30 protein-coding genes are annotated in these 26,141 nt (G+C 42.7%); 29 read left to right on the forward strand and 1 reads right to left on the reverse strand.

Translation table 11 applies throughout. The annotated features are described in order from the left end of the window. The 13 genes from BM086_RS14020 to BM086_RS14080 all read left to right on the forward strand — a co-directional run. Window positions 1–309, forward strand: a 309-nt coding sequence (locus BM086_RS14020; protein ID WP_141107756.1) for a VanZ family protein, incomplete at its 5' end; no start/stop codon positions are given. A 273-nt stretch (window positions 310–582) separates the two neighbouring features. After that, entirely contained in the window at window positions 583–1,020 is a 438-nt protein-coding gene (locus BM086_RS14025; protein WP_092327868.1) for a hypothetical protein, read from the forward strand. Between the two features lie 44 nt (window positions 1,021–1,064). Then, window positions 1,065–1,547 carry a GNAT family N-acetyltransferase gene (locus BM086_RS14030; RefSeq protein WP_092327871.1) on the forward strand — a complete coding sequence of 161 codons (483 nt, stop codon included), beginning with the start codon at window positions 1,065–1,067 and terminating at the stop codon, window positions 1,545–1,547. Window positions 1,548–1,743: 196 nt separating this feature from the next. Next, complete coding sequence (locus BM086_RS14035; RefSeq protein WP_092327873.1) at window positions 1,744–2,157, forward strand: hypothetical protein; 414 nt, start codon at window positions 1,744–1,746, stop codon at window positions 2,155–2,157. 332 nt (window positions 2,158–2,489) lie between these two features. Then, window positions 2,490–3,029, forward strand: coding sequence for a helix-turn-helix domain-containing protein (locus tag BM086_RS14040; protein WP_092327876.1), 540 nt, complete (start codon window positions 2,490–2,492; stop codon window positions 3,027–3,029). Between the two features lie 320 nt (window positions 3,030–3,349). Continuing rightward, window positions 3,350–4,120, forward strand: coding sequence for a hypothetical protein (locus tag BM086_RS14045; RefSeq protein WP_092327879.1), 771 nt, complete (start codon window positions 3,350–3,352; stop codon window positions 4,118–4,120). Between the two features lie 127 nt (window positions 4,121–4,247). After that, complete coding sequence (locus BM086_RS14050) at window positions 4,248–5,858, forward strand: ABC transporter substrate-binding protein (RefSeq protein ID WP_092327882.1); 1,611 nt, start codon at window positions 4,248–4,250, stop codon at window positions 5,856–5,858. Continuing rightward, a complete protein-coding gene (locus BM086_RS14055) occupies window positions 5,851–6,774 on the forward strand; it encodes an ABC transporter permease (protein WP_026499101.1) in 924 nt (307 codons plus the stop codon). Before BM086_RS14050 ends, BM086_RS14055 begins: the two co-directional genes overlap by 8 nt. Continuing rightward, the gene (locus BM086_RS14060) at window positions 6,774–7,592 is read left to right on the forward strand and encodes an ABC transporter permease (RefSeq protein WP_022779912.1); all 819 of its coding nucleotides are present in this window, start codon (window positions 6,774–6,776) and stop codon (window positions 7,590–7,592) included. The genes BM086_RS14055 and BM086_RS14060 overlap by 1 nt, the downstream gene beginning before the upstream one ends. Before the next feature lie 2 nt (window positions 7,593–7,594). Beyond that, entirely contained in the window at window positions 7,595–8,317 is a 723-nt protein-coding gene (locus BM086_RS14065; RefSeq protein WP_026519960.1) for an ATP-binding cassette domain-containing protein, read from the forward strand. Between the two features lies 1 nt (window position 8,318). Beyond that, window positions 8,319–9,059 (forward strand): ABC transporter ATP-binding protein, encoded by a 741-nt coding sequence (locus BM086_RS14070; RefSeq protein ID WP_022779914.1) that lies wholly within the window; start codon window positions 8,319–8,321, stop codon window positions 9,057–9,059. Between the two features lie 38 nt (window positions 9,060–9,097). Beyond that, on the forward strand, window positions 9,098–9,859 hold the full coding sequence (locus BM086_RS14075; RefSeq protein ID WP_022770373.1) for a class I SAM-dependent methyltransferase: 762 nt from the start codon (window positions 9,098–9,100) through the stop codon (window positions 9,857–9,859). Between the two features lie 20 nt (window positions 9,860–9,879). Next, on the forward strand, window positions 9,880–10,620 hold the full coding sequence (locus BM086_RS14080; RefSeq protein ID WP_022770374.1) for a DUF4198 domain-containing protein: 741 nt from the start codon (window positions 9,880–9,882) through the stop codon (window positions 10,618–10,620). 18 nt (window positions 10,621–10,638) lie between these two features. Here the strand turns inward: BM086_RS14080 and BM086_RS14085 are convergent, their stop codons facing one another. Further along, the gene (locus BM086_RS14085) at window positions 10,639–11,595 is read right to left on the reverse strand and encodes a succinylglutamate desuccinylase/aspartoacylase family protein (protein WP_022779916.1); all 957 of its coding nucleotides are present in this window, start codon (window positions 11,593–11,595) and stop codon (window positions 10,639–10,641) included. Window positions 11,596–11,715: 120 nt separating this feature from the next. Here BM086_RS14085 and BM086_RS14090 point away from each other — a divergent pair, with 120 nt between their 5' ends. The 16 genes from BM086_RS14090 (at window position 11,716) to BM086_RS14170 (ending at window position 26,136) form a co-directional block, all read left to right on the forward strand. Next, a complete protein-coding gene (locus BM086_RS14090; RefSeq protein WP_029319344.1) occupies window positions 11,716–11,895 on the forward strand; it encodes a hypothetical protein in 180 nt (59 codons plus the stop codon). 249 nt (window positions 11,896–12,144) lie between these two features. Continuing rightward, complete coding sequence (locus tag BM086_RS14095) at window positions 12,145–12,918, forward strand: DUF5688 family protein (RefSeq protein ID WP_092327885.1); 774 nt, start codon at window positions 12,145–12,147, stop codon at window positions 12,916–12,918. A 237-nt stretch (window positions 12,919–13,155) separates the two neighbouring features. Beyond that, complete coding sequence (locus BM086_RS14100) at window positions 13,156–14,265, forward strand: DUF5688 family protein (protein WP_092327888.1); 1,110 nt, start codon at window positions 13,156–13,158, stop codon at window positions 14,263–14,265. A gap of 225 nt (window positions 14,266–14,490) precedes the next feature. Continuing rightward, window positions 14,491–14,772, forward strand: coding sequence for a hypothetical protein (locus BM086_RS14110; protein WP_092327894.1), 282 nt, complete (start codon window positions 14,491–14,493; stop codon window positions 14,770–14,772). A gap of 3 nt (window positions 14,773–14,775) precedes the next feature. Continuing rightward, the gene (locus BM086_RS14115) at window positions 14,776–15,636 is read left to right on the forward strand and encodes a DUF6017 domain-containing protein (RefSeq protein ID WP_092327897.1); all 861 of its coding nucleotides are present in this window, start codon (window positions 14,776–14,778) and stop codon (window positions 15,634–15,636) included. Between the two features lie 11 nt (window positions 15,637–15,647). Beyond that, window positions 15,648–16,475 (forward strand): ParA family protein, encoded by an 828-nt coding sequence (locus BM086_RS14120; RefSeq protein WP_092327900.1) that lies wholly within the window; start codon window positions 15,648–15,650, stop codon window positions 16,473–16,475. Next, the gene (locus tag BM086_RS14125) at window positions 16,432–17,394 is read left to right on the forward strand and encodes a ParB/RepB/Spo0J family partition protein (RefSeq protein WP_092327903.1); all 963 of its coding nucleotides are present in this window, start codon (window positions 16,432–16,434) and stop codon (window positions 17,392–17,394) included. Before BM086_RS14120 ends, BM086_RS14125 begins: the two co-directional genes overlap by 44 nt. Window positions 17,395–17,433: 39 nt before the next feature. After that, window positions 17,434–17,772, forward strand: coding sequence for a DUF7768 domain-containing protein (locus tag BM086_RS14130; protein ID WP_092327905.1), 339 nt, complete (start codon window positions 17,434–17,436; stop codon window positions 17,770–17,772). Window positions 17,773–17,793: 21 nt separating this feature from the next. Continuing rightward, window positions 17,794–18,282: a PcfB family protein gene (locus tag BM086_RS14135; protein WP_092327908.1), complete on the forward strand. Its 489-nt coding sequence runs from the start codon at window positions 17,794–17,796 to the stop codon at window positions 18,280–18,282. After that, entirely contained in the window at window positions 18,279–20,039 is a 1,761-nt protein-coding gene (locus BM086_RS14140) for a VirD4-like conjugal transfer protein, CD1115 family (protein WP_092327911.1), read from the forward strand. Before BM086_RS14135 ends, BM086_RS14140 begins: the two co-directional genes overlap by 4 nt. Window positions 20,040–20,044: 5 nt before the next feature. Further along, the gene (locus tag BM086_RS14145) at window positions 20,045–20,266 is read left to right on the forward strand and encodes a hypothetical protein (RefSeq protein ID WP_092327913.1); all 222 of its coding nucleotides are present in this window, start codon (window positions 20,045–20,047) and stop codon (window positions 20,264–20,266) included. A 266-nt stretch (window positions 20,267–20,532) separates the two neighbouring features. Next, complete coding sequence (locus BM086_RS14150; RefSeq protein ID WP_092327916.1) at window positions 20,533–20,745, forward strand: Maff2 family mobile element protein; 213 nt, start codon at window positions 20,533–20,535, stop codon at window positions 20,743–20,745. A 99-nt stretch (window positions 20,746–20,844) separates the two neighbouring features. Beyond that, window positions 20,845–21,711: a VirB6/TrbL-like conjugal transfer protein, CD1112 family gene (locus tag BM086_RS14155; protein ID WP_092327919.1), complete on the forward strand. Its 867-nt coding sequence runs from the start codon at window positions 20,845–20,847 to the stop codon at window positions 21,709–21,711. 15 nt (window positions 21,712–21,726) lie between these two features. After that, window positions 21,727–22,107 carry a PrgI family protein gene (locus tag BM086_RS14160; RefSeq protein ID WP_092327922.1) on the forward strand — a complete coding sequence of 127 codons (381 nt, stop codon included), beginning with the start codon at window positions 21,727–21,729 and terminating at the stop codon, window positions 22,105–22,107. Next, on the forward strand, window positions 22,104–24,545 hold the full coding sequence (locus BM086_RS14165) for a VirB4-like conjugal transfer ATPase, CD1110 family (protein ID WP_442857342.1): 2,442 nt from the start codon (window positions 22,104–22,106) through the stop codon (window positions 24,543–24,545). The genes BM086_RS14160 and BM086_RS14165 overlap by 4 nt, the downstream gene beginning before the upstream one ends. Further along, a complete protein-coding gene (locus BM086_RS14170; protein ID WP_092327925.1) occupies window positions 24,532–26,136 on the forward strand; it encodes a C40 family peptidase in 1,605 nt (534 codons plus the stop codon). Before BM086_RS14165 ends, BM086_RS14170 begins: the two co-directional genes overlap by 14 nt. Window positions 26,137–26,141 lie beyond the last annotated feature (5 nt).

A 26,141-nucleotide genomic window follows, 5' to 3' on the forward strand; every position in this document is an offset into this window, starting at 1 on the left:
TATAATATTGTGCCTCTACGCACGATAATTGATCAGTTTGAACATATAACAGATTTATGGGCATTAGAGAATCTGGTTGGTAATATTGTTTGTTTTTTGCCGTTTGGAATAGGATTACCTTTAGTGACTAATTGTAAAAAATTTGTATTTGTCATAGCAGCAGGGATGCTCTTTTCAGTAGTTATTGAACTTGCTCAATATTTTCTATGTACTGGAAGCGCAGATATAGATGATATAATACTGCATGTAGTAGGATGTATGATTGGACATATAATTACAAATATTTGTTATGCGAAAGCCCCTTTTTAAACGTGAGATAAAGATCCATTAGAAGGAAATATAAGGATTGATAACGGAAGAATTATGGGGAAGAAAAGTACAATAAATTATGGAATTGGCTTAAGGAGCGTTCAGAATCTTGTGAAGACACAAAATGGTGAAATGAATATTCCAGTTTTATCAGCTTAGGATATATTACAGCAAATTTGGTTTTTGCTCCTTAACCAATAAAAAAAGTGAGTTAAGGAACAACAATTACAGTTTTAACGAACGCAGAATCAAAGCAAAGTGTGGAGGTTGTCTATGAAGGAGAAACCAAAGGTGTTATACCACGGCAGCCAGTATTTATTTGACATCCTGATGCCGCGACAGGCGAACGGACAATGTGAGGCTGAAGCCCAAGTGGGGATTTACGCGGCAACAACGATGGAGGAAGTAATTCCTTTTGCACTGCCGTTTCGCTTCTACCCGGACTGTCCTGAGGGAAAATTATCATTTGATTCTGACGGGATCATAAGCTACCTGCGCTACGGGGCCATTAATCCAAACGGAAAAGGCTATGTATATGTTCTGCCGTCGGATTCCTTTGAACTTGTCGATGAATGGGAATGGCTTTCCAGAACACCGGTAAAGCCAATTAAGGTGATTGAGATTGCTGTCAAGGATTATTGGCATACGATTTCATTTTCCGAGGAGGCAACAAGAATTCAGCGGGAGTTGTACGGCGATATCTCCGGATAAAAACCTTTGAATTCCAGTTAAATGCACGATGAGGAATAAAAAAAATGATTAGAGAAGTTGAAAGGGACGATGTTCCTGTATGTGTAGATATTATAAGAAATAGCTTCAAAACTGTAGCTGATGAATTTGGATTTACTTTAGATAATGCTCCAAGATTCACTGCATTTGCGACTACAGAAGAGCGCTTGTATTGGCAAATGGATAATGAGCCTCGTAGAATGTTTGTTTATGAACAAGATGGCGCTATATGTGGCTACTACGCTTTGCTCATGCAGGATAATAATGAATGTGAGCTCAATAACCTTGCAGTTATTCCTGAATATAGACACGGTGGAATTGGCAAGAGATTATTGGAACATGCATATGAAACAGCAAGAAATCAAGGATGTAAGCTTATTAACATAGGAATTGTTGAAGAGAATCAACTGCTTAGAAAATGGTACGAGCAGAATGGAGCTGTGCATACCGGAACAAAGAAGTTTGATTTCTTTCCGTTTACGTGCGGATATATGGTAAAAGATATTTAGACCTATATATTGCAGTTTGAGCTTTTTCCCTAGGGGAATGGAGCATTATAGCCGATAACAGCAAAGATAGTCACATATAAGTTACTATTAATAGTGAGTTAACAGGCACTCTAAATGCTAGCCTTCCTTTTGTGATGCTTTGATATTAAAAATTATTTATATGGATTGATATGATTTAAATCGCGGAGTCCAGAGCATGAAAAAAGAACTAAGACCATTATTTATATTTTTGACATCTCTTATTGTTTGGGAAACATTATTGCCTTTTTTGCCAGAATGGCTGCAGTATATGCTAGATTTGCTTTTTATGGTTACAGTTATTGTTCCGTGTTTTGCTATTATTACATACGTAGTAGGTGTAAGAACTGGACGATATTTATCTGGTAAAGCTATCGAAAGGTTTTTGCTTGCAGTAACTGCATCTATTTTAATTACAATCATAATAAGACCATATCATATTATAATTAACAATTTTTTTTCATTTGGCACTATTCCATGGTTTTTTTGGGTTTTCTTTAATAAAACAAATGGGGTAATTGCAATTATTATCTTCTCTCTTTTTTGGATTGGAGAAGAGGTTGGCTGTAGGCGTGTAAAAGACAGTTGTTGAAGTAGTAATATTACAGGATAGTCGGCGAAGTATATAGGGGATTGTAATGCCTATATTACTATTTTGAGAATGGTAGCAGAATAAATGAGATAGCCGTTTATATCTGAATAATTAGTGGGAATACTTGTAGATTATAAAAAATAAGTAATCAAGTTGTAAAAGTGTCAGCATTGTTGACACAATTGAGATGGATTGATGCGATATGAATTGAAGGAACTAATGATATGGCTATGCGTTACGAAAAATATTAACTTTGATGCAAGAAAAATGAATACGAATCAAGTGAAACACTTAAGCATGTAGGTTATACTTGATTTATGAGAGGTATTCATATGGTTGAGGATGTTTTAAAAGATAGGATAAGAGAGCTGAGAAAATCCCGTAACATAACACAGGCGATTTTGGCAAATGACATAGGAGTTTCAGAGAGCACTATTTCAAAATGGGAAAGTGGAAATGCTATCCCGGATATAGAAATGCTTTGCACTTTATCTGAATACTTCGATGTATCTATCGATGAGCTATTGGATAGAAATACCTTACTAAAGCGAATAATCAAAAACTGGCAATTACAGAATGCCAACAAACAGCCTTATTCTAGCAATACAGAACTGTTAGGTTCTATGGTTCAGGCTGATGATCTGCTCATACAGTTGGTTTTGAAAAAGCTTGAATTATCAGATGTCATCGCCATAATCGAAGGATCTTCGTTTGCTGTTTGCGATAGAATTTTCGCGAATTTATCGCTTAAAGTAGCTGGATTTATTGTCGATCATCTTCCGGATGCAGACCTTGATGAAAATGAGATTATCCGCATAGAAAATAAAGCCTTAACCATCATTGAAGACATTAAAACAAGGGTATCAAAGTAATACCGTTTTACCATTCATAACGTTAAAAATCGGTGATCTTACGGTCACCGATTTTAACAAAATAAAAAAACTTACACACTTAACTTGACACTCTCATTAGTGACAAATGATTGAATAATTATTCGCTTTTTCGTGTAAAATGAGCTATTTTTGTATGGCGCAGAAAAAGTGTATTGTCGATTATATCCGAAGTTAATCTAATCATACCCATAAACATTTAAAGAATATTGCCGATATAAAAGATAGCAACGGAAATGCGTGTCTTTTCAATGGAATGAACATCCTTGAAAGGGCACGTTTTTTGTTATCTGGAGGCAATCATGGGTATAGCAGCGATAGCAAATGATTATTTAACAAGACCATTAGGATCTGCAGCTGGAAAAGAGACAACTCCCGTCATAAGTGAGACTGAAAGCTTTGGACAGAAGCTACAGGCTGAAACTGAGAAAAAATGTCCATACAGCTTTCTGGAGAAGGATGGAGTCATACAGTACAAAGGAGTTACTTTTGTCTGTGATTACAAGCAAAATGCCATAACGCTCGGAAATATGTATGAAAAGGATAAGGTCCTTAAGATTGCCCTTCCTAGTGGTGGAAGCCTTCATGTCAACGTGGACAACATTGATACTCTCTCTAAAGCAGCGAGTATGTTTACGCCCGAGGATCTAAACGCTATAATGCGTGCTATCCATGAGTATAATCATTGCACCAGGAAACGCATAGAGATAGAAGAAGAGAAAGCTGAGACTGCAGAGGAAGCTGCTGCAGAATCAGAAACACCAGATGCTGAGAAAGAGCCGGAGGTAGATAAAGCTACACTGGCAGAGCAGATAAATGCATTCAGGACAGAACTGTTCTATAAGCTTATCAATAATGAAACTGAGATAAAGATCCGGATAGGCAGCCAGGAGATGAGCATAAAGGAGTGGGATAAGCTCATGGACAGCATTGATAAAGAACTTGAGACTATTCACGAAGCACTTATGGAGAAAGAAGAAAAGCAGTCTGAAAAAGAGCAGGAAGAACGGATCAGAAAGCTTTTTGAAGATAGAAACACAAATGAAGAAATAACCACTGTGGTTGGCGTATAATTTAAGTCATTGAAAAAAACTATAATCAGCGTAGCGATAACCCCCCAGGGGGCTTGTGGAGTGGATTTCACAATGCTATCCTTTCCATTGTGTGAGGTAATTTAAGCACAGTGGAGGATACTATATTATGAAGAAAAAATTTCTAGCAGCACTTCTTGCTGCAACCATGACATTATCAATGGCAGCCTGTGGTTCCGGTGCAGGAACTCAGACAACAGAAACTCAGACAACAGAATCTGAGGCATCTGCTGATACACAGGCGACAACATCTGATGATCAGACAGCTGACGCAAGTCAGGCTACAGCTACAGGTGAAAAGATTCTTCACACTGCAGCATCTTTTGCTTATCCAAGTCTTGATGTGCACAAGGAATATTATGGATGGTACACATCCATTTATGGAGTTTCAGAGGCACTGTTTAAGCTCGACGAGACCATGAGCGCTGTTCCATGCCTTGCTAAGGACGCAGTTGCAGATGGAAGCACATGGACTGTTACACTTAATGATGGTGTTCAGTTCTCAAACGGAAACCCTCTTACAGCTGATATGGTAATCAGAAACCTTCAGCGTCTTGCTGCAGAGAACAGCAGATTTGCTTATTTGGGCGATTTTGAAATGACTGCTACAGATGACAAGACAATCGTTATCGATACAAAGGAAGTTTATCCAACTCTTAAGAACGATCTGGCAAGCCCTGAGTGCGGAATGATAGATCTTGATGCAACAACAGATTTTGACAATGCGCCTGTATGCACAGGCCCGTTTGTTGTAAAAGAGTTTATACCTGAGGGTGATGTTACGGTTGTAAAGAATGAGAACTACTGGGGCGGTGATGTCAAGCTTGACGGCGCTGTATTCTACTACATGCAGGAGGATGATCCCAAGCTCCTTGCTATGCAGAGCGGCGAGATCGACTGCTACAACAGCGTTTCATCTGCAGCTCTTGAGGTCTATAACCAGAGCCCTGACCTGTACGATGTAGTTTCAATTCCCGGTGCACGTCTTCAGTACTACATTCTCAATGAGAATACACTTGATGATTCTGTGAGAGAAGCGATCAATCTCACTGTTGATAAGGACAAGATCGCAGAGTACCTTTCTGGTACAGTATCTGCAGCAGTTGGACCATTCTCAACATCAGCTGCTTATGGCAAGGTAAATGTTCCTGCAGTAGATACTGCCAAGGCAAAAGAGCTTTTGGAGGCCGATGGTTATACACTTGGAGCTGACGGCATCTACGAGAAGGATGGTAATAAGCTCAGCATCAGCATTGCATACTATGCAGCAAGATCTCTTGATACTCTTGCAATTCTGATCCAGGAACAGCTTAAGGCTGTTGGTATTGATTCAACACTTAGAGTTGAGGAAGATCCGGATGCTACTTACATTGCAAACGCTGACTTTGATCTTGCTCTTTACTGCATGATCGCTGATAAGTCAGGTGATCCTCTTTACTTCATCGACTCAACTCTTGCAGACGGAGCTTACTACAATGTAGGTGGATTTGAGAGTGCTGAATGCCAGAGCATGATTGAGCAGCTCAGAATTGAGACAGATACTGCAAAGAGAGCAGAGCTTGCCAACAAGATCGTTCAGATTGCTATAGATGACAATGCATTTGGATATGTTGGACTTTTCAATAACACTACAGTTCTTCGTAAGGGCGTAAGCGGATTTGCTGAGTATGTTCCTTTCGATTTCTATGGAGTAGACGCAGAGACTGACATTAATGGCTAAACAAATACTTAAAAGGATCCTGGGACTTGCCCTGATACTTTTAGTGCTGAGCTTTCTTGTGTTTGGCATAATGTATCTGGCTCCCGGTGACCCTGCGGAAAAGAGACTCACCTCCCAGGGTGTGGTGGTCACAAAAGAAATACTGCAAGCGGAGCGGGAGAGGCTTGGCCTCCTCCGCCCCTTTATCGTTAGATATGCAGACTGGCTAAGAAACGTTCTTAGGGGAGATTTTGGCGTTTCCTTTAAGGATGATCTTCCGGTCGCGCCAAAACTGATAAAAGGGCTTAAGAACACATGTGGACTGGCTTTAACCAGTCTGCTTTTGGCGCTTATAATCTCTTTTCCACTGGGGATATGGTCAGCGGTTAAAAAAGGAAAATTGGTAGACCATATTGTTAGGCTCTTTTCATTTATAGGTAATTCTCTTCCGAATTTCCTGATATCAGTACTTTTGATGTATCTGTTTTGCATACATATCAAGGTCTTTCCCGTAATTGCAGATGGAAGCATCAAAGGACTTATGCTCCCTGCACTTTCTCTGGCGATACCCATGGCAGGAAGGTTTACAAGACAGGTTAGGAGTGAACTCCTGGATCAGCTTGGAGAAGAGTATGTTGTGGGAATGAAGTCCAGAAAGGTAAAGGGCAGATTTATTCTTATCAACAATGTCCTTAGAAACAGCCTTGGACACATACTTACAATAATCGGCCTTCAGATCGGAACCCTGATGGGAGGCAGTGTTGTTATTGAGAATATATTCAGATGGCCGGGTATCGGCAAACTTGTGATGGATTCCATAACAGCCAGGGACTACCCTGTGATCATGGGCTTTGTGCTTATTATGGGAACAATCTATGTTGTTATAAATCTGATAGTTGATATTACCTACAGGCTTTTGGATCCGAGGTCTTTTTAATGAACCATAAACGGAAAAAGATTAACAGAATAAAAGTAATAATATCTGCAGGTGTTGCACTGCTTTTGGTGCTTATAGCTCTTTTCGCAAGTGTTATTGCACCTAATGATCCATATGCAACAAGCGCATCAGCCATAAGGTCAGCTCCGTCCGGGGAATTTCTGTTTGGAACAGATAACCTGGGAAGATGCGTGTTTTCAAGAGTTTTATACGGAGCAAGGACAACTATAGCAGCTACATTTATACTGGTTGCGATTTCTTTTATCCTGGGAAGCATTATTGGAATCCTTAGCGGATATTATGGCGGAATATTGGATGAAATTATGATGAGGATTGCCGATATTATGCTGGCATTTCCTCAGATGGTAGTAGCCATCGCGGTTGCGGGCATTCTTGGAGGAGGACTTTCAAGTGCCATGATTGCGCTGGGAATAACTATGTGGACCGGGTTTGCCAGACTTGCACGGAGTCATACTTTTGCCATAAAGAATTGCCCCTACGTGCAAGCTGCAAAACTGGCAGGAAAGAGTGGGCCGGCTATAATGATGGCCCACATACTTCCCAATATAATAGCACCACTTCTTACAAATGCCCTTACACAGATAGGAACCACCATGATAGGTATCTCGGGCCTGTCTTTTTTGGGGCTTGGAGTTGTGCCACCCACTGCTGAGTGGGGGTCAATGATCAATGAGTCCAGGGCATATATACAAATAGCACCTTGGGCTGTGCTGTATCCGGCAATTGCTACCATAGTCACCATCATAGTATTTAACTATCTTGGGGACTGCGTCATGGAATATAGAGATGAGGATTAAGCATGGATACAATACTTAGGATAAACAATCTCTCTGCCGGCTATGGCGATGAGAGTGTTATAAATGATATCTCTTTTGAAGTGGAAGCAGGTAAAAGAGTCTGTATCGTCGGCGAGAGCGGAAGCGGTAAATCTACGCTTCTTAAGGCTATTCATGGCTTTGGAGGCGTGACTAAAACATGCGGAAGTATAGAGACTCCAAAAGACATTTTACTTGGCATTGTGCCTCAGAATCCCGGCGGATCTTTTAATCCCATAAGGACTTACAAGGCACAGATAATGGAGGCGCTAAAAAGTAATAACATCGACTTTAAAATAGATGAAGTTGAGAAGACACTCCAAATTCTGGGACTTAATGATGCTAAAAGAGCGCTTGCATCAAGGCCTTATGAGCTGTCAGGAGGCATGAACCAGCGTATGGCCATTGCCACAACAATGCTCTTGGAGCCGGGGATTTTATTATGCGATGAAGTTACAAGCGCCCTGGATGTTAAGACTGCAGGGATGGTTGTGGAGCAGCTTCTTGAGATCAACAAACTAAAGGGTACTACTATTTTGATGGTTACCCACCATTTGGGTATCGCATCTAAAATGGCTGATTACATTGGAATCATGAAAAGTGGCAGGATGCTTGAGTATGGCCCTGCAAAAGAGATCCTGGAGAATCCACAAAACGAGTACACAAAAAATCTCTTGAAGGCCGTACCAAGACTGAAGGTGAGCTGATATGCCGGATTCAGATATAATTTTAGAAGGAAAAAATCTAAATAAAAGCTACGTTGATAAAGGTAAAAAATTACAGGCTTTAAAGGATGTGAGTTTCTTCCTGAAAAATGGAGAGATTCTTGGAATCGTAGGCGAGAGCGGAAGCGGAAAGAGTACTCTTCTTCGTCATGTCAGCTGCCTGGAAAAGCCTGATAGTGGAAATCTTTATTATAAGGGAACAGAGTATACAGGTAAGTCGCCGGCCTTTACTGGAACCTTTCTGCAGATGATATTTCAGGATGCCCAGATGTCTTTTGACCCAAGAATGAAGATGAAAAAAGCCGTTGTGGAAGCTGCAAAGGGCTGTGGCCATGAAAAACTGTCACGAATCCTTGAGGCTGTCGGGCTTGATGAGAGTCTTTTGGAGAAAAAGGCAGGCAACATGTCCGGAGGACAGTGCCAGCGAATGTCAATTGCAAGGGCACTTTGTTCTGATGCCGGTATTCTTTTGTGCGACGAGGCAACAAGTGCGCTGGATGTTACAACTCAGGCCCAGGTAGTAGCTCTTTTGCAGCAGCTGCGTGAAAAAGAAGGGGTGTCTATCATATTTGTCTCCCACGACATTGCTCTGGTGAGCATGCTGTGCGACAGGATAATGGTAATGAAAAACGGAGAGTGCGTGGAAGAGGGAGAGACCGGCAGAGTCCTTGGAAATCCGCAACATGAGTACACAAAAGAACTGCTTGATAATCTTATTGAGTAACAAACTTTTAGAAAGATAATTGGGGTATACGTAGTAATATGACTAAACTTATGCAGATTCCTTTTGAGGAGGAAGCTGAAGATATCAAAGATAAAGTAGTGACCTACTGGTCCAAAAGAGCTGAGAGCTTTAGCGAGCACAAACACGAGGAGATACACAGCAGGAAAAAACAGCTGTGGCAGGCGGAGTTTTTAAGGCACTTTTCAGCTGATGATAAGCTGTCTGTTCTGGATGTTGGATGCGGAGCAGGCTTTTTCGAAATGGTGTTGTCGGATTTTGATTTTGACGTGACCGGTGTGGATCTTACGCCTGAGATGATAGATAAGGGAAAAGAGCTGCTTTCGCGCCATGGAGCAAAGGCGCGCCTTATGGTTATGGACGCCGAGAAACTGGATTTTGCCGATAGCTCTTTTGATCTGGTGATAAATAGAAATCTTGTATGGACACTTCCGCATCCGGTGGAAGCCTACATGGAGTGGCACAGAGTGTTAAAGCCGGGAGGAATGCTGCTTGTGTATGATGCGGAGTATGCAAAGGGATTTCATCACTATGATCAGATGCAGAACCTTGCCCACAAAAATGTGACCGACGCCATGGTAGAGGAGTGCCACGATATTTACCACATGTTATCTATCAGCACTTTGGACAGACCGGAGTGGGACAAGGCTTGTCTTGAAAAAATCGGTTATGAAAATATAGTTACTGATCTTGGAGCGGGAGATAGACTCTATAGCGAGAAAGACCAGTTTTATATGCCTGACAGGATGTTTCTGGTAAAGGCTCAGAAAGCAATAGTCTAATAATATGAATGGAGTTTGAGATGAGAAGAGGAATTGATACTACAGATATGATGGTATATGGCCACGAAGCCTGGATAATCACTGACAAGAGTGTATATGAGCCGGGGGAAGAAGTCTGCGGAATAATGAGGTGGGGACATCACATGAGGCCGGACGGATTCTTTCGTCTTGATGAGATAAGAGCCTTCGCCACAGATGAAAAAGGAAACAGAATAGCAATAACACCGGTAAAGGGTCCGGGCGATGAGCAGGGAGACTATTATGAGCTTCGCTTTACGCCAGTTTCTGAGGGCATTTACACCCTTATGTGTATCTATGACAACAATTATGTAAGAGATGAAAAAGACGTGTATTACGAGGGTGACAGAAGGACATATCCTGATATTCTTGATGCCAAGAACTATCCTCAGATATATGTGACAAACATAACTGTTGGAGATAAGAAGGGAACTCCCGAATTTATCCATGAGTCCAGAGTAAGTTTCGTTCCCGATCCCTGGGAAGCAGACACCGACGTACTTCATTTAAAGCTTATTCACGACAAATTCCCGCTTAAGGGATCCACGGTAGTTGTTGTGTTCTATGATGGAAAAGAGTATTTTGAGAGAATCCTGAACACAGATGAGGAAGGCAGGATATTCTTCTCAGTGGAGAAAAAGGGTGTGTATATGGCCGTTACAAGAACTCCGCTGGCGGAAGGAATTCCCGGAATCTATGACAGCAAAGAGATAGCTTCAACATTCACATACGTTAAAAGGTAATACAAAAACAGGATGCATTCAACATGCATCCTGTTTTTGTATTACTCCGTAGGTCACCATGGGACCATTCTTTATTATGCTAAGAGATGAGCACTGGTGGATCAGAACTCCGTCAGTATCGGCAATGGCTGTGTGAAGGGGCCTTCCAAAGTAATCCCTTATCTCACCAAATTTATCACCTTTTGAAAATTTCTCTCCCACCTTTTTCTCCGGATACCAGCAGCCGGTGAATGGGGCATCGTCGCTGAATTCTCTGAGTTCTGTCTTGGGATATGTCTTGTACTCTCCTTCAATAAGACCAAGGAATTTCAAAATGTTCAGCACATCCTCTTTGTCTGCCTGTACCTCATCCTTTGGAAGCAGGCTTAACTGACCGCGCTCTATTAGAACACTGGGGATTCCGGCCATGGATGCTGTGTTGTAGGCGCCTTCGGTGGTACAGGTACTCTTTACGCAGTAGGAGGCGTTGACGCAGTCCACCATCTTTTTTGCAATATCACTGGCAGGAGAAGCTCCCACGTAGTATGCGTAGGGGATAAGAGTCTCGTATCCGTCTCCGCTATGCAGGTCAATGTAAGCATCAGCGTTTTTGATAAAAACATCAAACAGAAGGCTAGCCAGGCGATCCGCGGCTGAACCATCCTTGTCTCCCGGGAAGACTCTGTTGAGATTCTTGCCATCCTCATAAACAAGGGACATGGTTCTGTTTTCAAAACCTGACCTGTTGGCTAATGGGATGATGATAAGATTTCCTGAAAGGTCTTTGGGAGAAATCTCATTAGAGAGCTCAATAGCTGCCTGAATGCCGACATATTCCGCATTATGGATACCTGCTGTAACTAGTACGGTTTTGCCCGGCTTTTCTCCGCAGATGATGATGTGGGGAATGTGTATCTCAGTTCCGCCGACATGTATATGATCTTTTATCGTCTTGCCGGAGGTAAGTTCGTGTCCGGCTATATTTATTTTCTCCATAGTTTTTAAACCTCACTTCAGAGCCAAGGTTATCATGTTAGGACCGGGACTTTCAAGCCCCCTGGGGGGTTACATATCAATAATGAAACTGAGATCAAGATTCGGATAGGCAGCCAGGAGATGAGCATAAAGGAATGGGATAAACTCATGGACAGCATTGATAAAGAACTTGAGACTATTCACGAAGCACTTCTTGAGAAAGAAGAAAAGCAGTCTGAAAAAGAGCAGGAAGAACGGATCAGGAAGCTTTTTGAAGATAGAAATGCAAATGAAGAAATGACTAATGTGGTTGGCGCATAATTTACCAATTGAAAAAGCGTCCCCAAATGTCACCCAAGTGGCACCTAAATGACACCCAAATGGTAGTTTCCATGCGATTTTGGGCATGATATTATTATAATGAGCCAAGGAATGAACGAGAGAACAAAATCGATTCATTCTTTGGTTTTTCTTTTGCAAAAGAATAACTGTTGTGAAGCGCTGCTTCCGGTATTCCTACCGGGGTGGCGCTTTTGTAATGTCCAAAAAACAAAGAAGAAAGGGAAATGTATGGATTTTGAACAATTCAAAGAGGAACTTGCTTCCAGCGTGAAGGAGATCATGTATTCCAAGTATGGAATGGAGGTTGAGGTCGAGGCCAGGACAATGGAGAAGATGAATTCCTCCTATGAGGCACTTACTGTTAAGCCTGAGGACAGCATCATTGGTGTTAACATCAATGCTACAGCTCTTTACCAGCAGTACGAAAAGGGAATCGATATTGATGTCATTACTTCAAAGGCTGCTGAGCTTGCGGAGAGCGCACTTAACAGCAGACCTGACTTTGATATCGACTCTTTCAAGGATTACAGCAAGATGAAGGAAACACTGACGATGGAAGTTGTTTCTGCTGAGAGAAATGCTGCACTTCTTGAGACTGTGCCTCACAAGAATATGGAGGATATGGCTGTTGTTTACCGCTTTGAGGTGAACACAACTTCATCAGAAAGAGGTTCAATCCTGGTAACAAACCAGATGCTTGAGCAGTACGGAATCACAGCTGAGCAGCTTCATGCCGACGCGTTGATTCATGCTCCGGAGGTTAAGCCTATAGTGATCGAGGGAATGGCACAGGTCCTTGCTAAGCAGATGGGAGTTGAGGATCTTGAAATGCTTGGCCTTAATATTCCACCTGAGCAGGAACAGATCTTTGTTGCTTCTGTAGAGGGAAATGTCCACGGAGCAGGAGTAATTGCTTATCAGGATTTCATGGAAAAGGCTTCTGAGAGGGTTGGTGGTGAGGACGGAAGTTTCATAATATTACTAAAGCAGGGCAAACCCTAGTATTTACGCGGTTTTGGGTCTCTTGAATGACCAGGGAAAACTTACAACGAAACAAGGGAAAACCATAAATTCGGCTCAAAAAATGGAAAAAAATCGTTATTTTTTGAGTCAGAAATTTACCCCAACTTTGGGGGAGATTTTTACATAGGACATTTACTTTTGTGATCAAAAAACAGAAGTGGATGTCCTATTTCTTTACTCAAAAATCCATTTCAAAGAAAGAGAGGAAACAAGCTTATGGATCACATGACTTTTGATGAGTTCAAGGGAGTGCTGGCGGAGGATCTCAAGGAGTCTCTTTACACAAGAGGCTATGAAAATGTTGAGATTGGTTTCACCCACACCAACAAGGCAAACGTCGAGTATGAGGCCATGACAATCAAGCCTGCTGATGGTCAGATCGGAATCAACTTCAATATCGAGACCTTCTATGATGACTACGAGAAAGGAAGGGATTACTCAGAAATCCGTCATGGAATTGCAGACCTGGCTGCAAGATCGTTAGACAATGCTCCGGAGGTTAACACAGCAGTGCTCACTGATTATGAGCAGATGAAGAACAAGCTGTCTGTGGAAGTTATTTCCAAGAAGGGCAATGAAACTTTCCTTGAGAACATCCCTCACAAAGACCTTGAGGACATGGCAGTTTATTACCGCTTCGTTCTCGATGTTCACGCAAACGGCGAGATGCAGTCCATTACAGTTACCAACAATATGTTGGAGAACTACGGCATCACCGCAGATCAGCTTCATGAGGATGCTATTGCCAATGCTCCCAACTATCGTCCTGCAGTGATCAAGACCATGACTGACACCCTCAGAGAAATGATGGGCGTGGACATGTTCGATATGTTCGCAGAAGGTCTTAAGCGTGACGGTAAAGACATCATCTTTGTGGCATCTACTGAGGACAAGGTGAACGGTGCCGGAATCCTTGCTTATCCCGAGTTCCTTAAGGATGCTTCCGAAAAGCTCGATGGCGATTTCTTCGTACTTCCAAGCTCACGACATGAGGTCATCCTTATTGCAGATGACGGAATGGCCGATTACCGAAATCTCCAGGATATGGTTGAGCAGGTAAATGCTTCTGAGGTTAGTCCTGAAGATAAGCTCACAGATAACGTTTATCACTATGACAGTAAGGACGGTATCTTCGAGCTGGCTTTTCACTATGAGGAGAGACAGGCTGCAAAGGAAGCGGCTGAGAAGGACGGTGAGGACATTGGTGAGAAACCATCGGTTCTCAAGGAACTTGGGGAGAAAGTTAAGAATGCCTCAATCATCAATGAGAAAGGCGAAAAGCTGAAAGATCCTAAATCAAAAGCTAAGGGAGGAGAAGCACTCTGATGGTAGACGCAAGATATTCAGGAGACAAGCCGGGGGATTGCAGTAATTGTTTTTTCTGGGATAACGATAGGATGGGGTGTAGGCTTGGCAAAATGAATTGCTACTATCTTTTGGAGCGTCCGCGCATGGTACCAACGCCATGCGACGGATGCCCTTACAAGAATGGCTCCCCATGCATCGGATGGTGCACAAAAAGGATCTTAGGAAAGGAAGGGGTAAACATGTATGCAACGTGAAATGTCAGATGAAGAGTACGTGAAGTTCAAAAGGCTCAGGCGATTCATGGAAGAAATACCCACAGGGGAGATGACAGTTCCCAAATGCTGTCAGGAATGTGAGTGTTATCAGCCTGATTGGAAGTTTAGAACCTGTCTCTATGCCAAATGTAAGTATGGAAAGAATGTCAATCCATTCAGGGACAGACCACTATCTCATGATATTATTCCGAATCCGGAAAAAGATCTGAATGACTTAAGAGATTTGGTTAGCTTGGCATACGGGTGGTAATCTATGAACTTCGACTACTTTTACAGCGAGCAGTCGGAACAGTTCGCATTCTACAAGGTTCCAAAGCTTCTTTATACAGATCTGAGGTTTAAGGGAATCTCTTCGGATGCCAAAACGCTGTATGGGCTGCTCCTTGACAGGGTTAGCCTTTCTACCAAGAACAAGTGGATTGATGAGCAGGGAAGAATATTTGTTTATTGCACAGTGGAAGCAATAGAAGCGGCGCTTGGGTGTGCTGATCAAAAGGCACAAAAACTCCTATCAGAACTGGAATCCATCGGACTTATCGAGAAAAAGAGACAGGGCCTTGGAAAACCAAACAGAATTTATGTGAAGAATTTCATTCAGCCTCGGATATCACTAAACCAGAATAGTGAAAATCACTACTCTGGAACAGTGAAAATCACTCTTCAAGAACCTCGAAAATCACTAACTAATAAGACTGAGATTAATAATACTTATTTGAGTAATACTGATCCTTTCTTATCAGACGAGATGGATGAGAGGGAAAGCTACAGAGAGTATTTTTACCAGCAGCTTTCCTATGAAAACCTTCTGAAGAACAATCCAATGGACAGAGACATGATAGAGGAAATTTTTGAACTGATTCTGGATACTGTTTGTAGTAAAAGAGCTATCATCCGCATTGCAGGTGATGATAAGCCTGCTGCAGTAGTACGAAGTGCATTCATGAAGCTGGAGAGTAACCACATTGAATATGTGCTTACAGGGCTGAAAGAGAATAGTACCAAAGTCCGCAATATCAAGCAGTATGTCTTGGCGGCACTCTACAATGCACCGATGACAATCAACAATTACTATCAGTCCCTTGTAAACAATGATATGGCAAACGGGCTGATTTAGGAGGTGGAAATGTGTCACACAGAGCGAACGTAACAGCAATAGTCAACCAAAAGGGAGGAACTGGGAAGACTTGTTCTACAGAAAATCTTGGCGTTGGGCTCGCTAAGGAAGGGAAAAAGGTCCTTCTCATAGACCTTGATCCGCAGTCAAGTCTGACCATTAGTCTTGGGTATCCCAGATCCGACGAACTGTATCCGACTATTTCAACAATGATAGATAGGATTCTGAATGAACAGCCAATTGGGAACAGAGAAGGAATTTTATCCCATCCTGAGGGCGTAGATCTCATGCCTGCGAATATCGAACTTGCCGGAACTGAAATGTCCCTTGCCAATGTGATTAGCAGGGAAAAGGTATTAAAGCAGTATATCGATACTGTGAACAAACAGTACGACCACATTCTGATTGATTGTTCACCAAGCCTTGGAATGCTCACTGTAAATGCCTTATGTGCAGCGGATAACTGTCTTATTCCGGTGCAGGCTCAGTATCTTTCTGCCAAGGGTTTGGAACAGCTTCTTGGAACAATATCAAAGGTTAAAAGACAAATCAATCCCAAGCTTAAGATTGAAGGAATTCTGCTAACCATGGTGGATGCCAGGACTACCGATGCTAGGATGATAAGTGAGCTTATCAGGGAAACTTATGGAAGTAAGATCAGAGTATTTGATTCAGACATTCCTCATTCTGTAAGAGCTGCTGAAATATCTGCCGAAGGAAAGAGCATCTTTACTCATGATCCGGGTGGAAAAGTGGCAGCAGCTTACAAGAATCTGACGAAGGAGGTGTTATCTGATGGGGAAAAGAGGCGCCAACATCAGCTTAGCCAGCTACGATGATATCTTTTCTACGGAAGAGTCGAGAAAAGAATCAGTTGGAAAAGGAGAAAAAGTCCAGGAAATAGCCATAGCAGATCTTTACCCCTTTAAGGATCATCCATTTAAAGTATTGGACAACGAGGACATGCAAAAGACTGTGGAGAGTATTGAAAAGTTTGGCGTACTGACTCCTGCTATAGTCAGGCCAAGAGAAGAAGGTGGATATGAGATTGTATCCGGACACAGAAGGCATCATGCCTGTGAGTTGGCTGGTCTTAAGACTATGCCTGCTATTGTCAGGAATCTTGATGATGATGCAGCTGTCATTTTAATGGTAGATTCGAACCTTTCCAGAGAGGAGATACTTCCCAGTGAAAGAGCTTTTGCCTTCAAGATGAAGATGGATGCAATTAAGCATCAGGGTGAGCGAACTGATCGAGTGATACCGGTTAAGTTTCCGGAAAATACTTTGTGCCAAGTTGGCACAAAGTCCAATTGGGCAAAAACAAAAATTGCTCAAGAGGCCAATACAAGCGAAAGACAGGTTATGAGAATAGTCAGATTAACTGAGCTTGTACCTGAACTACTGGATATGGTTGATGACAAAAAGTTGGGATTAAATCCAGCTGTTGAGATCTCTTATCTTACGAAAGAGAATCAGAAGAATCTTCTCTACGCCATGGATTATGCCCAGGCTATTCCATCACTCTCTCAGGCACAGCGTATGAAGAAGATGCAGCAGGCTGGCCTTTGTACGAAAGAAGCCCTCTGCGCCATCATGTCTGAAGAAAAGAAGTCAGATCTGGACAGAGTAACCATCAAGAATGAAGTACTGAAGAAGTACTTTCCAAAGTCATATACTCCGAAGCAGATGGAGGACACCATCATTAAGCTCCTGGAGCAATGGCAGAGAAAACAGAATCACAAACAGGAACTATGAGCCTTCTTAGCGGAAGGCTCTTTCTATTAGGAGGAAAGAATGAGCAGACCATTAGCGTATGTAACCTCAGCATGGAGTGAGGATGATATCGAGGCAAAAGAGACAGCAATCAAGTACTGTAGAAGACTCTACCAGGCAGGATACTCTCCAATATGTCCGCTTCTCTTGCAGAAGGAATTCCTTGATGATGACGACAACAAGGAGCACAAGGACAGGATTGACATGGCGGAGGAACTTCTTCGCAGATCCAGAGTAGTTGTAGTCTGCGGCAAAGCTACTGATGAAAATGTCAAAACAGACATCGCTCTGGCTAAGAGGCTTGGCATTGTTTCTACTACACTTGATGGAATCCTCAATGTAGACAAGAAAACAAAATGATAACCGGAAAGGGGTGAGCAGATGCAGGAAGAAATTGTCCAGCGGACTGAGAACCTGGCTGTGAACACTACAAAGCTTTCGGCAAGAGTACTGCTAAAAGCAATCAGGTGGTACCTTGCTCATCGTAAGAATAAGAAGCTTGAAAAAGAGGCTCTTGCTAATCAGCCAAAGCATGGCAAGCAGACTGTGAAAGAACTGATTGGACAGGATGCAGGAGTTTCAACTATCGATGTAGCCAAGACTGGTCTTAAGGACTTTCAGAAAGTTGCCAGGAAGTACGGCGTTGATTTTGCGATTGTAAAAGATAAAACAGTGGATCCGCCAAAGTACACTGTCTTCTTTAAGTCCAGAGATGCTGATGCACTGCAGCGTATAGTGCAGGAATACTCAGCAAAGGAACTTCTGAGAAAAGAAAGACCTAGCGTCCTTAAAAAGCTTCACGCACTTACAGAGCTTATAGCATCTCTTCCAAAGAAAGTAAAAGAAAAGACCATGGAGAAAGAACGATGAACACAAAGAAGCTTAAGAAGCTCCTAATCCTGAATGTTCCTTACTTTCTGGTGGGAGCATTTGCAACAAATTTAGGTGAAGCCTGGCGTATAGCGGATGGATCCAATATGTCTGAAAAGGTACAGGGACTTGTTACTGGAGGAGGTTTTTCACAGGCTTTCTCCAATATCCTTCCAAGCATTCATCCATTTGACCTGTTTGTAGGTGTTTGCGTTGGTGCCGGACTACGTCTGGCAGTTTATCTAAAAGGTAAGAATGCCAAGAAATTCAAACACAATGAAGAGTACGGCTCAGCCAGATGGGGAAAAGCACAGGATATAGAACCTTTTATGGATCCGACCTTCCAGAACAACGTCATACTCTCCAAAACAGAGAGACTTACTATGAGCAGCAGACCAAAGGAACCAAAGTATGCAAGAAATAAAAACATCCTTGTAGTGGGAGGCTCCGGATCAGGTAAAACAAGGTTTGTACTAAAGCCAAATCTCTTACAGTGTCACTCGAGCTACGTTGTCTGCGATCCAAAGGGAACGATAGTCTGTGAGTGCGCTAATGCACTTCTTAAGAATGGCTACGACATCAAGATTTTCAACACCATCAACTTTAAGAAGTCCATGCATTACAATCCATTTATGTATATTCACTCAAAGACCGACATTCTAAAGCTCGTAACCACCATCATTGCTAACACTAAAGGCGATGGTAAAGCAGGGGAGGAATTCTGGACCAAAGCTGAGACTCTTCTTTACACGGCGCTTATAGGATATATCCATTATGAGGCACCTATTGAAGAGCAGAACTTCAGCACACTTCTGGAATTCTTAAATGCCATGGAAGTAAGAGAGGATGATGAGGATTTTCAGAATCCGGTGGACCTCATGTTTGAAGCATTGGAAACCAAGAATCCAAATCACTTTGCAGTAAGGCAATATAAAAAGTTTCGCCTTGCAGCCGGCAAAACCATGAAATCGATCCTCATAAGCTGTGGAGCCAGACTTGCTCCCTTTGATATTGAGGATCTAAGAGAAATAACATCTTATGATGAACTTAATCTTGATGAAGTTGGAGATAGGAAGACAGCCCTTTTCCTTATCATGAGCGACAATGATTCCACATTTAACTTCATGATTTCAATGATCTACAGCCAGCTCTTTAATTTGCTCTGTGAAAAGGCAGATGATGTCTATGGTGGCAGACTTCCTGTTCATGTACGCTGCCTTATAGATGAGGCGGCCAACATTGGTCAGATTCCCAACCTGGAAAAACTGATTGCCACAATCCGAAGCCGTGAGATCTCAGCATGTCTCGTGCTTCAGGCTAAATCACAGCTCAAGGCAATCTACAAGGATAATGCTGACACCATCATCGGTAACTGTGATTCGCAGATATTCCTTGGAGGATCCGAGCAGTCTACCCTTAAGGATCTCAACGCTATCCTGGGGAAAGAGACCATTGACATGTACAACACCGGTGAGTCTCGTGGAACATCACAGAGCTACAACCTAAATTATCAGAAGCTTGGCCATGAGCTTATGTCCATGGATGAGCTTGCAACAATGGACGGAAATCACTGCATTGTTCAGGTGCGTGGTGTTCGTCCTTTTTATTCGGAAAAATATGATCTGACGCAGCATCCCAACTACAAGCTGACAGCAGATTATGACAAGAAGAACTGGTTCGATATCGAGAAGTACCTGAATCGCAAGATGAAGCTGAAACCTGATGATGAATTCGAAGTAGTCGAAATGGAGGAATAAGAAATATGGCATTTTATACTGATGCATTAAGAATACTTCAGGCAATAGAAACAGTATTAACCGCAATTGACGCAGGATTAGATCTTTATGGGGAATTTGTGCTCGAGTTAAGTAAAGAGGAGATTGCTAGAAAAAAGAAGGAATTCTATCAGGATCCAAAAGCGAGAGAGGCTCTTGGCGACTTAATGGCTTTAGTTATCAATAGTATTTTGGTTGAAGGTAGCTAATAATATCTTCCAATGAACTGGGCATAAGCTTTTTATGCCCTACTCATTGGAACTTTACATAATAAAATCCTATGTAGCTGATAGTGGAAAGGGTACATAGGCCGTGGCTCTGACGAGGACCGCGGTCTATTTTTGTGCCCAAAATGCAGGTGCACATGCAAAGGGCCAATAGAGACAACTGAATATGGGAAAGACAACAAACTATCAACTACGAAGCCAGGAGCAATCAAGCCCCTGGCTTCACTCATTAAGGGAGGAATTTTATTATGGCATTTTTCAACAGCGCAGTAGGCGTACTTCAGACACTTGTAATCGCACTTGGAGCAGGACTTGGTATTTGGGGAGCTATCAACCTTATGGAGGGTTATGGCAATGACAATCCCGGCGCGAAGTCACAGGGAATGAAGCAGCTCATGGCGGGCGGCGGAGTTGCCCTCATCGGCACAACCCTTGTTCCCCTTCTTGCAGGTCTTTTTTGATCTGCCCCGGGAGGATCAGCTACAGGTCTGAAGAAGGTCTGTAGCGCTAAGCGGCCGGAGGTGAAAACTTCCGGCTGCATTTCAAAAGGAGGGTAACCAATGCCAAGTGTATTTGAGCAGCTTGTAGAACTGACAAAAGAGCTACTGGTAGATGCTGTTATGTCCAACATGACAAGTCTGTTTGACATGGTAAACAGCAAGGTTTCTTCCGTTGCAGCAGATGTAGGAGCACCACCGTCAAGATTTGCCCCGGCAGTGTTTTCCATGGTAAGGAATCTTTCAGAGACGGTTATCATGCCGATTGCGGGAATAATCCTGACGTATATAGCCTGCTATGAGCTGATCCACTTGGTTATTGCTCATAACAACCTGGCTAACTTTGAGTCATGGATATTCTTTAAGTGGCTCATCAAAACCTTTATAGCTGTAGAGATGATCACACATTGTTTTGACATTTCACTGGCTATTTTTGATGTGGCTCAGCACGTAGTCGATCGCAGTGCCGGTGTTATAGCGGCAGGAACAGCAATCGATGCTTCGGCATTAGCAACTATGAGAAGTACTCTGGAAGCGATGGGATTTGTGGAACTCTTTGGATTATGGCTTGAGATTTTTATCGTAAAGCTGGGATTATCCGTGATGTCCATGATCATATTCCTGGTGGTTTATGGCCGTATGATCGAGATCTATCTGGTCATCAGCCTTGCTCCAATTCCAATGTCCACCTTTGGAAACAAAGAACAGAGCCAGATCGGCCAGAACTATATCAGATCACTTCTCGCTCTTGGTTTTCAGGGATTTCTCATTATGGTATGCATCGGAATCTACGCAGCTCTTATTACCTCAGTGACCTTCTCATCTGACATTGCAGGTTCTCTGTGGGGAGCGATGGGCTACACAGTTCTCTTGTGTTTTGCCCTGTTCAAAACAAGCTCAGTAACAAAAAGTGTCTTCCAGGCACGATGATTTGGAGGAAAAGACATGGCATCTTATGTATCGGTGCCAAGGGATCTGACCAAGGTTAAATCCAAAGTGATGTTTAACCTGACTAAAAGACAGCTCATCTGTTTTTCAGTGGCGGCGCTCATTGGAGTTCCGTCATTTTTTCTGATTAAAAAGATAGCGCCAATCAACACGGCGGTCATGTGCATGATGCTGATCATGATGCCATTGTTCTTTTTGGCAATGTATGAGAAAAACGGAGAGCCTCTCGAAGTCATCCTGAGGCATTTTATTCAGGCCACATTTGTAAGGCCTAAAGAACGTCCCTACAAGACGGACAACTACTATGAAGCTCTTATCAGAGTTTCACAGACCAGAAAGAAAATAGCGAAAATCGCAGGAAGGAGGAAGAAAGCTTGATAGACTTTACAAGTTTTTTTAGGAAAAACAAGAAGGAATACCGCATCCCTTCTAATCTTTCAAGAAAGGACAGAAGGAGAGTTGAGCGCATCATAAAGAAAGCTCAGAAGAATGATGGTATACCAAGGACAGCTCAGCAGACAATCCCCTTCCAGCGCATGTTTCAGGATGGTATCTGCAGAGTGGGAAAAGATTTTTATACCAAGACCATCGAGTTCCAGGATATCAACTACCAGTTGGCACTTCCTGAGGACCAGACTTCAATCTTTGGTGAGTGGTGCGGCTTTCTTAATTACTTTGACAGCTCAGTTTCAGCCCAGATTTCTTTTATGAACATGGCTACAGATGCAGATCTTTTCAAAAAGAGCATCGCCATCGAGCACACCAAGGATAAGTTTAACTCAGTAAGAGATGAGTATTCCGGCGTTATCTTTGAGCAGATGCAGGCAGGTAATAACGGCCTTTATAAGGTTAAGTACCTGACCTTCGGAATCCATGCAGATTCTCTTAAGACTGCAAGGCCAAGACTTATCCACCTTGAGATGGATATTCTCAACAACTTTAAGAGAATAGGCGTAGTTGCCAGAACTCTTAATGGAAAAGAACGACTTGGCATCATGCACAGTATCTTCCACATTGGAGAAGATGAGAGATTCCACTTCGATTGGAACTGGCTCACATCATCAGGTCTTTCAGTAAAAGACTTCATTGCTCCAAGCTCATTCTATTTCAAGAATGGCAGAACCTTTAAGATTGGCAACACTTACGGAGCAATGTCATTCCTGGCTATCACTGCATCTGACATCAGCGATCAGCTCCTGTCAGATATTCTCAAGATGGAGTCCAGCCAGATTGTAACAATGCACATTCAGACCATTGATCAGAATGAGGCTATCAAAACAGTCAAGCACACCATCACTGAACTAGATCGATCCAAGATTGAGGAGCAGAAAAAGGCAGTTCGTTCTGGATATGATATGGACATCATTCCTTCAGATCTGGCCACTTATGGCAAAGATGCCAAGGCACTTCTGAAGGAATTGCAGTCACAGAATGAGAGAATGTTCCTTCTCACTTTCACCATCATGAACACCGGAAGCACTCTTGAGCAGCTTGAAAACAACGTGTTCCAGGCATCATCTATAGCTCAGAAGCACAACTGTCAGCTTGTACGACTTGATTTCCAGCAGGAGCAGGGACTTATGAGTGCACTGCCATTAGCTTCCAATCAGATTGACATTAAGCGTGGCCTGACTACTTCCAGCACTGCAATATTTATTCCATTCACGACTCAGGAACTGTTCCAGTCTGGAAAAGAAAGTCTGTACTACGGCCTTAACGCACTTTCCAACAACCTCATCATGGTAGACAGAAAGCTCCTTAAGAATCCTAACGGCCTTATCCTTGGAACTCCGGGATCCGGTAAGTCTTTTGCTGCCAAAAGAGAAATTGCAAATGCCTTTCTTGTAACTGACGACGATATCATCATATGTGATCCTGAGTCCGAGTATTCCGCGCTGGTTAAGCGCTTTGAAGGACAGGTTATTAAGATTGCCCCAACCAGCAAGCACTATATCAATCCAATGGATATCAACATGAACTACTCGGATGATGACAACCCGATATCCCTTAAGACAGAATTCATCCTGTCTTTGTGCGAGCTGATCATGGGTGGTAAGGATGGACTTAAGCCTGTAGAAAGAACTGTAATCGACAGATGCGTTCGTATCATTTACAACAAGTATTTTGAGAACCCGGTGCCGGAGAGAATGCCTCTCTTAGAAGATCTCTACAATGCACTGCTTGAGCAGGATGAACCGGAGGCACATCATGTTGCAAAGGCTCTTGAAATCTATGTAAAAGGATCCCTCAATGTCTTTAACCACAGAACTAACGTGGATATTACTAATCGAATTGTGTGTTATGACATTAAGGACCTTGGAAACCAGCTCAAGAAGATAGGAATGCTCATCGTTCAGGATCAGGTCTGGGGCCGTGTAACCAAGAACAGAAGTCAGGGAAGATCCACCCGCTATTATATGGATGAGCTGCACCTTCTTCTGCGTGAAGAACAGACCGCAGCGTACACCGTAGAGATATGGAAGAGATTCCGTAAGTGGGGAGGTATGCCGACAGGTATCACGCAGAATGTGAAGGACCTCCTGGCTTCAAAAGAGGTTGAGAACATCTTTGAAAACAGCGACTTTATCCTTATGCTAAATCAGGCTGCCGGTGACAGACAGATACTTTCCAAGCAGCTCAACATCAGCCCTCATCAGCTCTCCTATGTAACACATTCCGGAGAAGGTGAAGGGCTTTTGTTTTATGGAAATGTCATTCTGCCGTTTATTGACAGATTCCCTCAGGATACCGAGCTGTATCACTTACTGACAACCAAGTTAAACGAAGTCGTGGAGGCGCAAAATGCCACAGCTTAAATCTGAGTCAGTCCGTGCTGCAAACTACAGAAAAAAGCTGCGTCATGACAAAAAGGACAATTCTCTTACCAGGGAAGAACTAAAGCACCTTGATCAGATGAAAAGACAGGGAAGGAAACGAATCTATGCTGATGAAGCATTGGCAAAATCAGCCCGGGAGGAAGTCCTTAAGAGCCAGAATAAGGATCAGAACGTGGGCGGCGATGCTCTTAATTTGGGGCTCGATACAGTTTCGGATGCTGCGGCATTAACCAGAAATGCTATCGAGAACAGGATTGAAAAAGAGACTGACAGAAAAACTCAGGAGAATAAAACTGAAGAATCTAAGCAGACTCAGAAGCGCCACAACAGAGAAACTGTTCAGAAGCAGAATCCTTATGCTGAGAAGCTTAACCAGAAACCTCAGAAGGCAGAAAAGCCTAATCCTTCTAAGCAAAGACAGAAGAAAGAAGCTGCTGATAAAGCCAGGGAGGGGATTTCTTCCCTGGCTGAAAAGCTTCATGAGACTCTGGCAAATCTTGAAAGAGTTATTGTTGAAAATCCTAAGGTTATTCTGATTGCTCTTGTCATAGGTCTTTTAATAGCTGTGATCATGGGCTGCTTTTCTTCTTGTTCTATTGCCTTTTCCGGTGCTGAGGACGTGATGGTATTTACCTCATATACAGCAGAAGACCACGTTATAGTCCAGGTTGAAAAAGATTACCGAAAGCTAGAGAAAAAGATCCAGAAGAAGATAGATAAGATCGAGGAAGATTATCCGGACATGGATGAGTACAACTACTATCTCGATGAGATCGGTCACAACCCTTATGTGCTTGCTGCAATACTCACTGTGGTTTTTGAAGACTACAAGAGGGATGAAGTCCAGGATTATTTGAAGGAATTGATAGATAAGCAGTACGACCTTGAGATTGAGGAAGTTGTAGAAACAAGGACCAGGACAGAAACGGAGTACCAGGAAATTGACGGGGAACTGGTGGAGGTAGAAGTTGAGGTTGAGTACGAGTACCACATTTTAAATGTTACTCTTACTAACCACACGCTTGAAGAAGTAGCTCAGCATCTTGGATTTGATGAAGATCAGATGCAGAGATTTCTCATCCTGTGCGAGACCAAAGGAAATAAGGAATATCTTTTCACTGACATGTATTCACTGGAAGAGCCTGGTGAGGAAGATTATGGCGTACCTGCAGAATATCTGACAGATGAAGAATTTGCCCGAATGCTTCATGAAGCTGAAAAGTATCTTGGTATGGAATATGTCTGGGGCGGAAGTAATCCTGATACAGGCTTTGACTGTTCCGGATTTGTCTGCTGGGTTATCAATCACTGTGGTAATGGATGGAACTACGGAAGAACTACAGCAAATGGCCTTAAGGCAAGGACAGACAGAGTCGCCACATCAGATGTTAGGCCCGGGGACCTTATCTTTTTCAAAGGAACCTATGATACCGCTGGTGCTAGTCACGTAGGAATCGTTGTAGATCCCGTGAATAAGATCATGATCCATGCAGGCAACCCTATCAAGTATTCCTGTTATGACACAGCTTATTGGAGATCACATTTCTACTGCAATGGAAGAATCAAGTAAGGGAG

The organism is Butyrivibrio sp. YAB3001, assembly GCF_900112195.1.
In the GTDB taxonomy this organism is placed as follows: domain Bacteria; phylum Bacillota; class Clostridia; order Lachnospirales; family Lachnospiraceae; genus Butyrivibrio.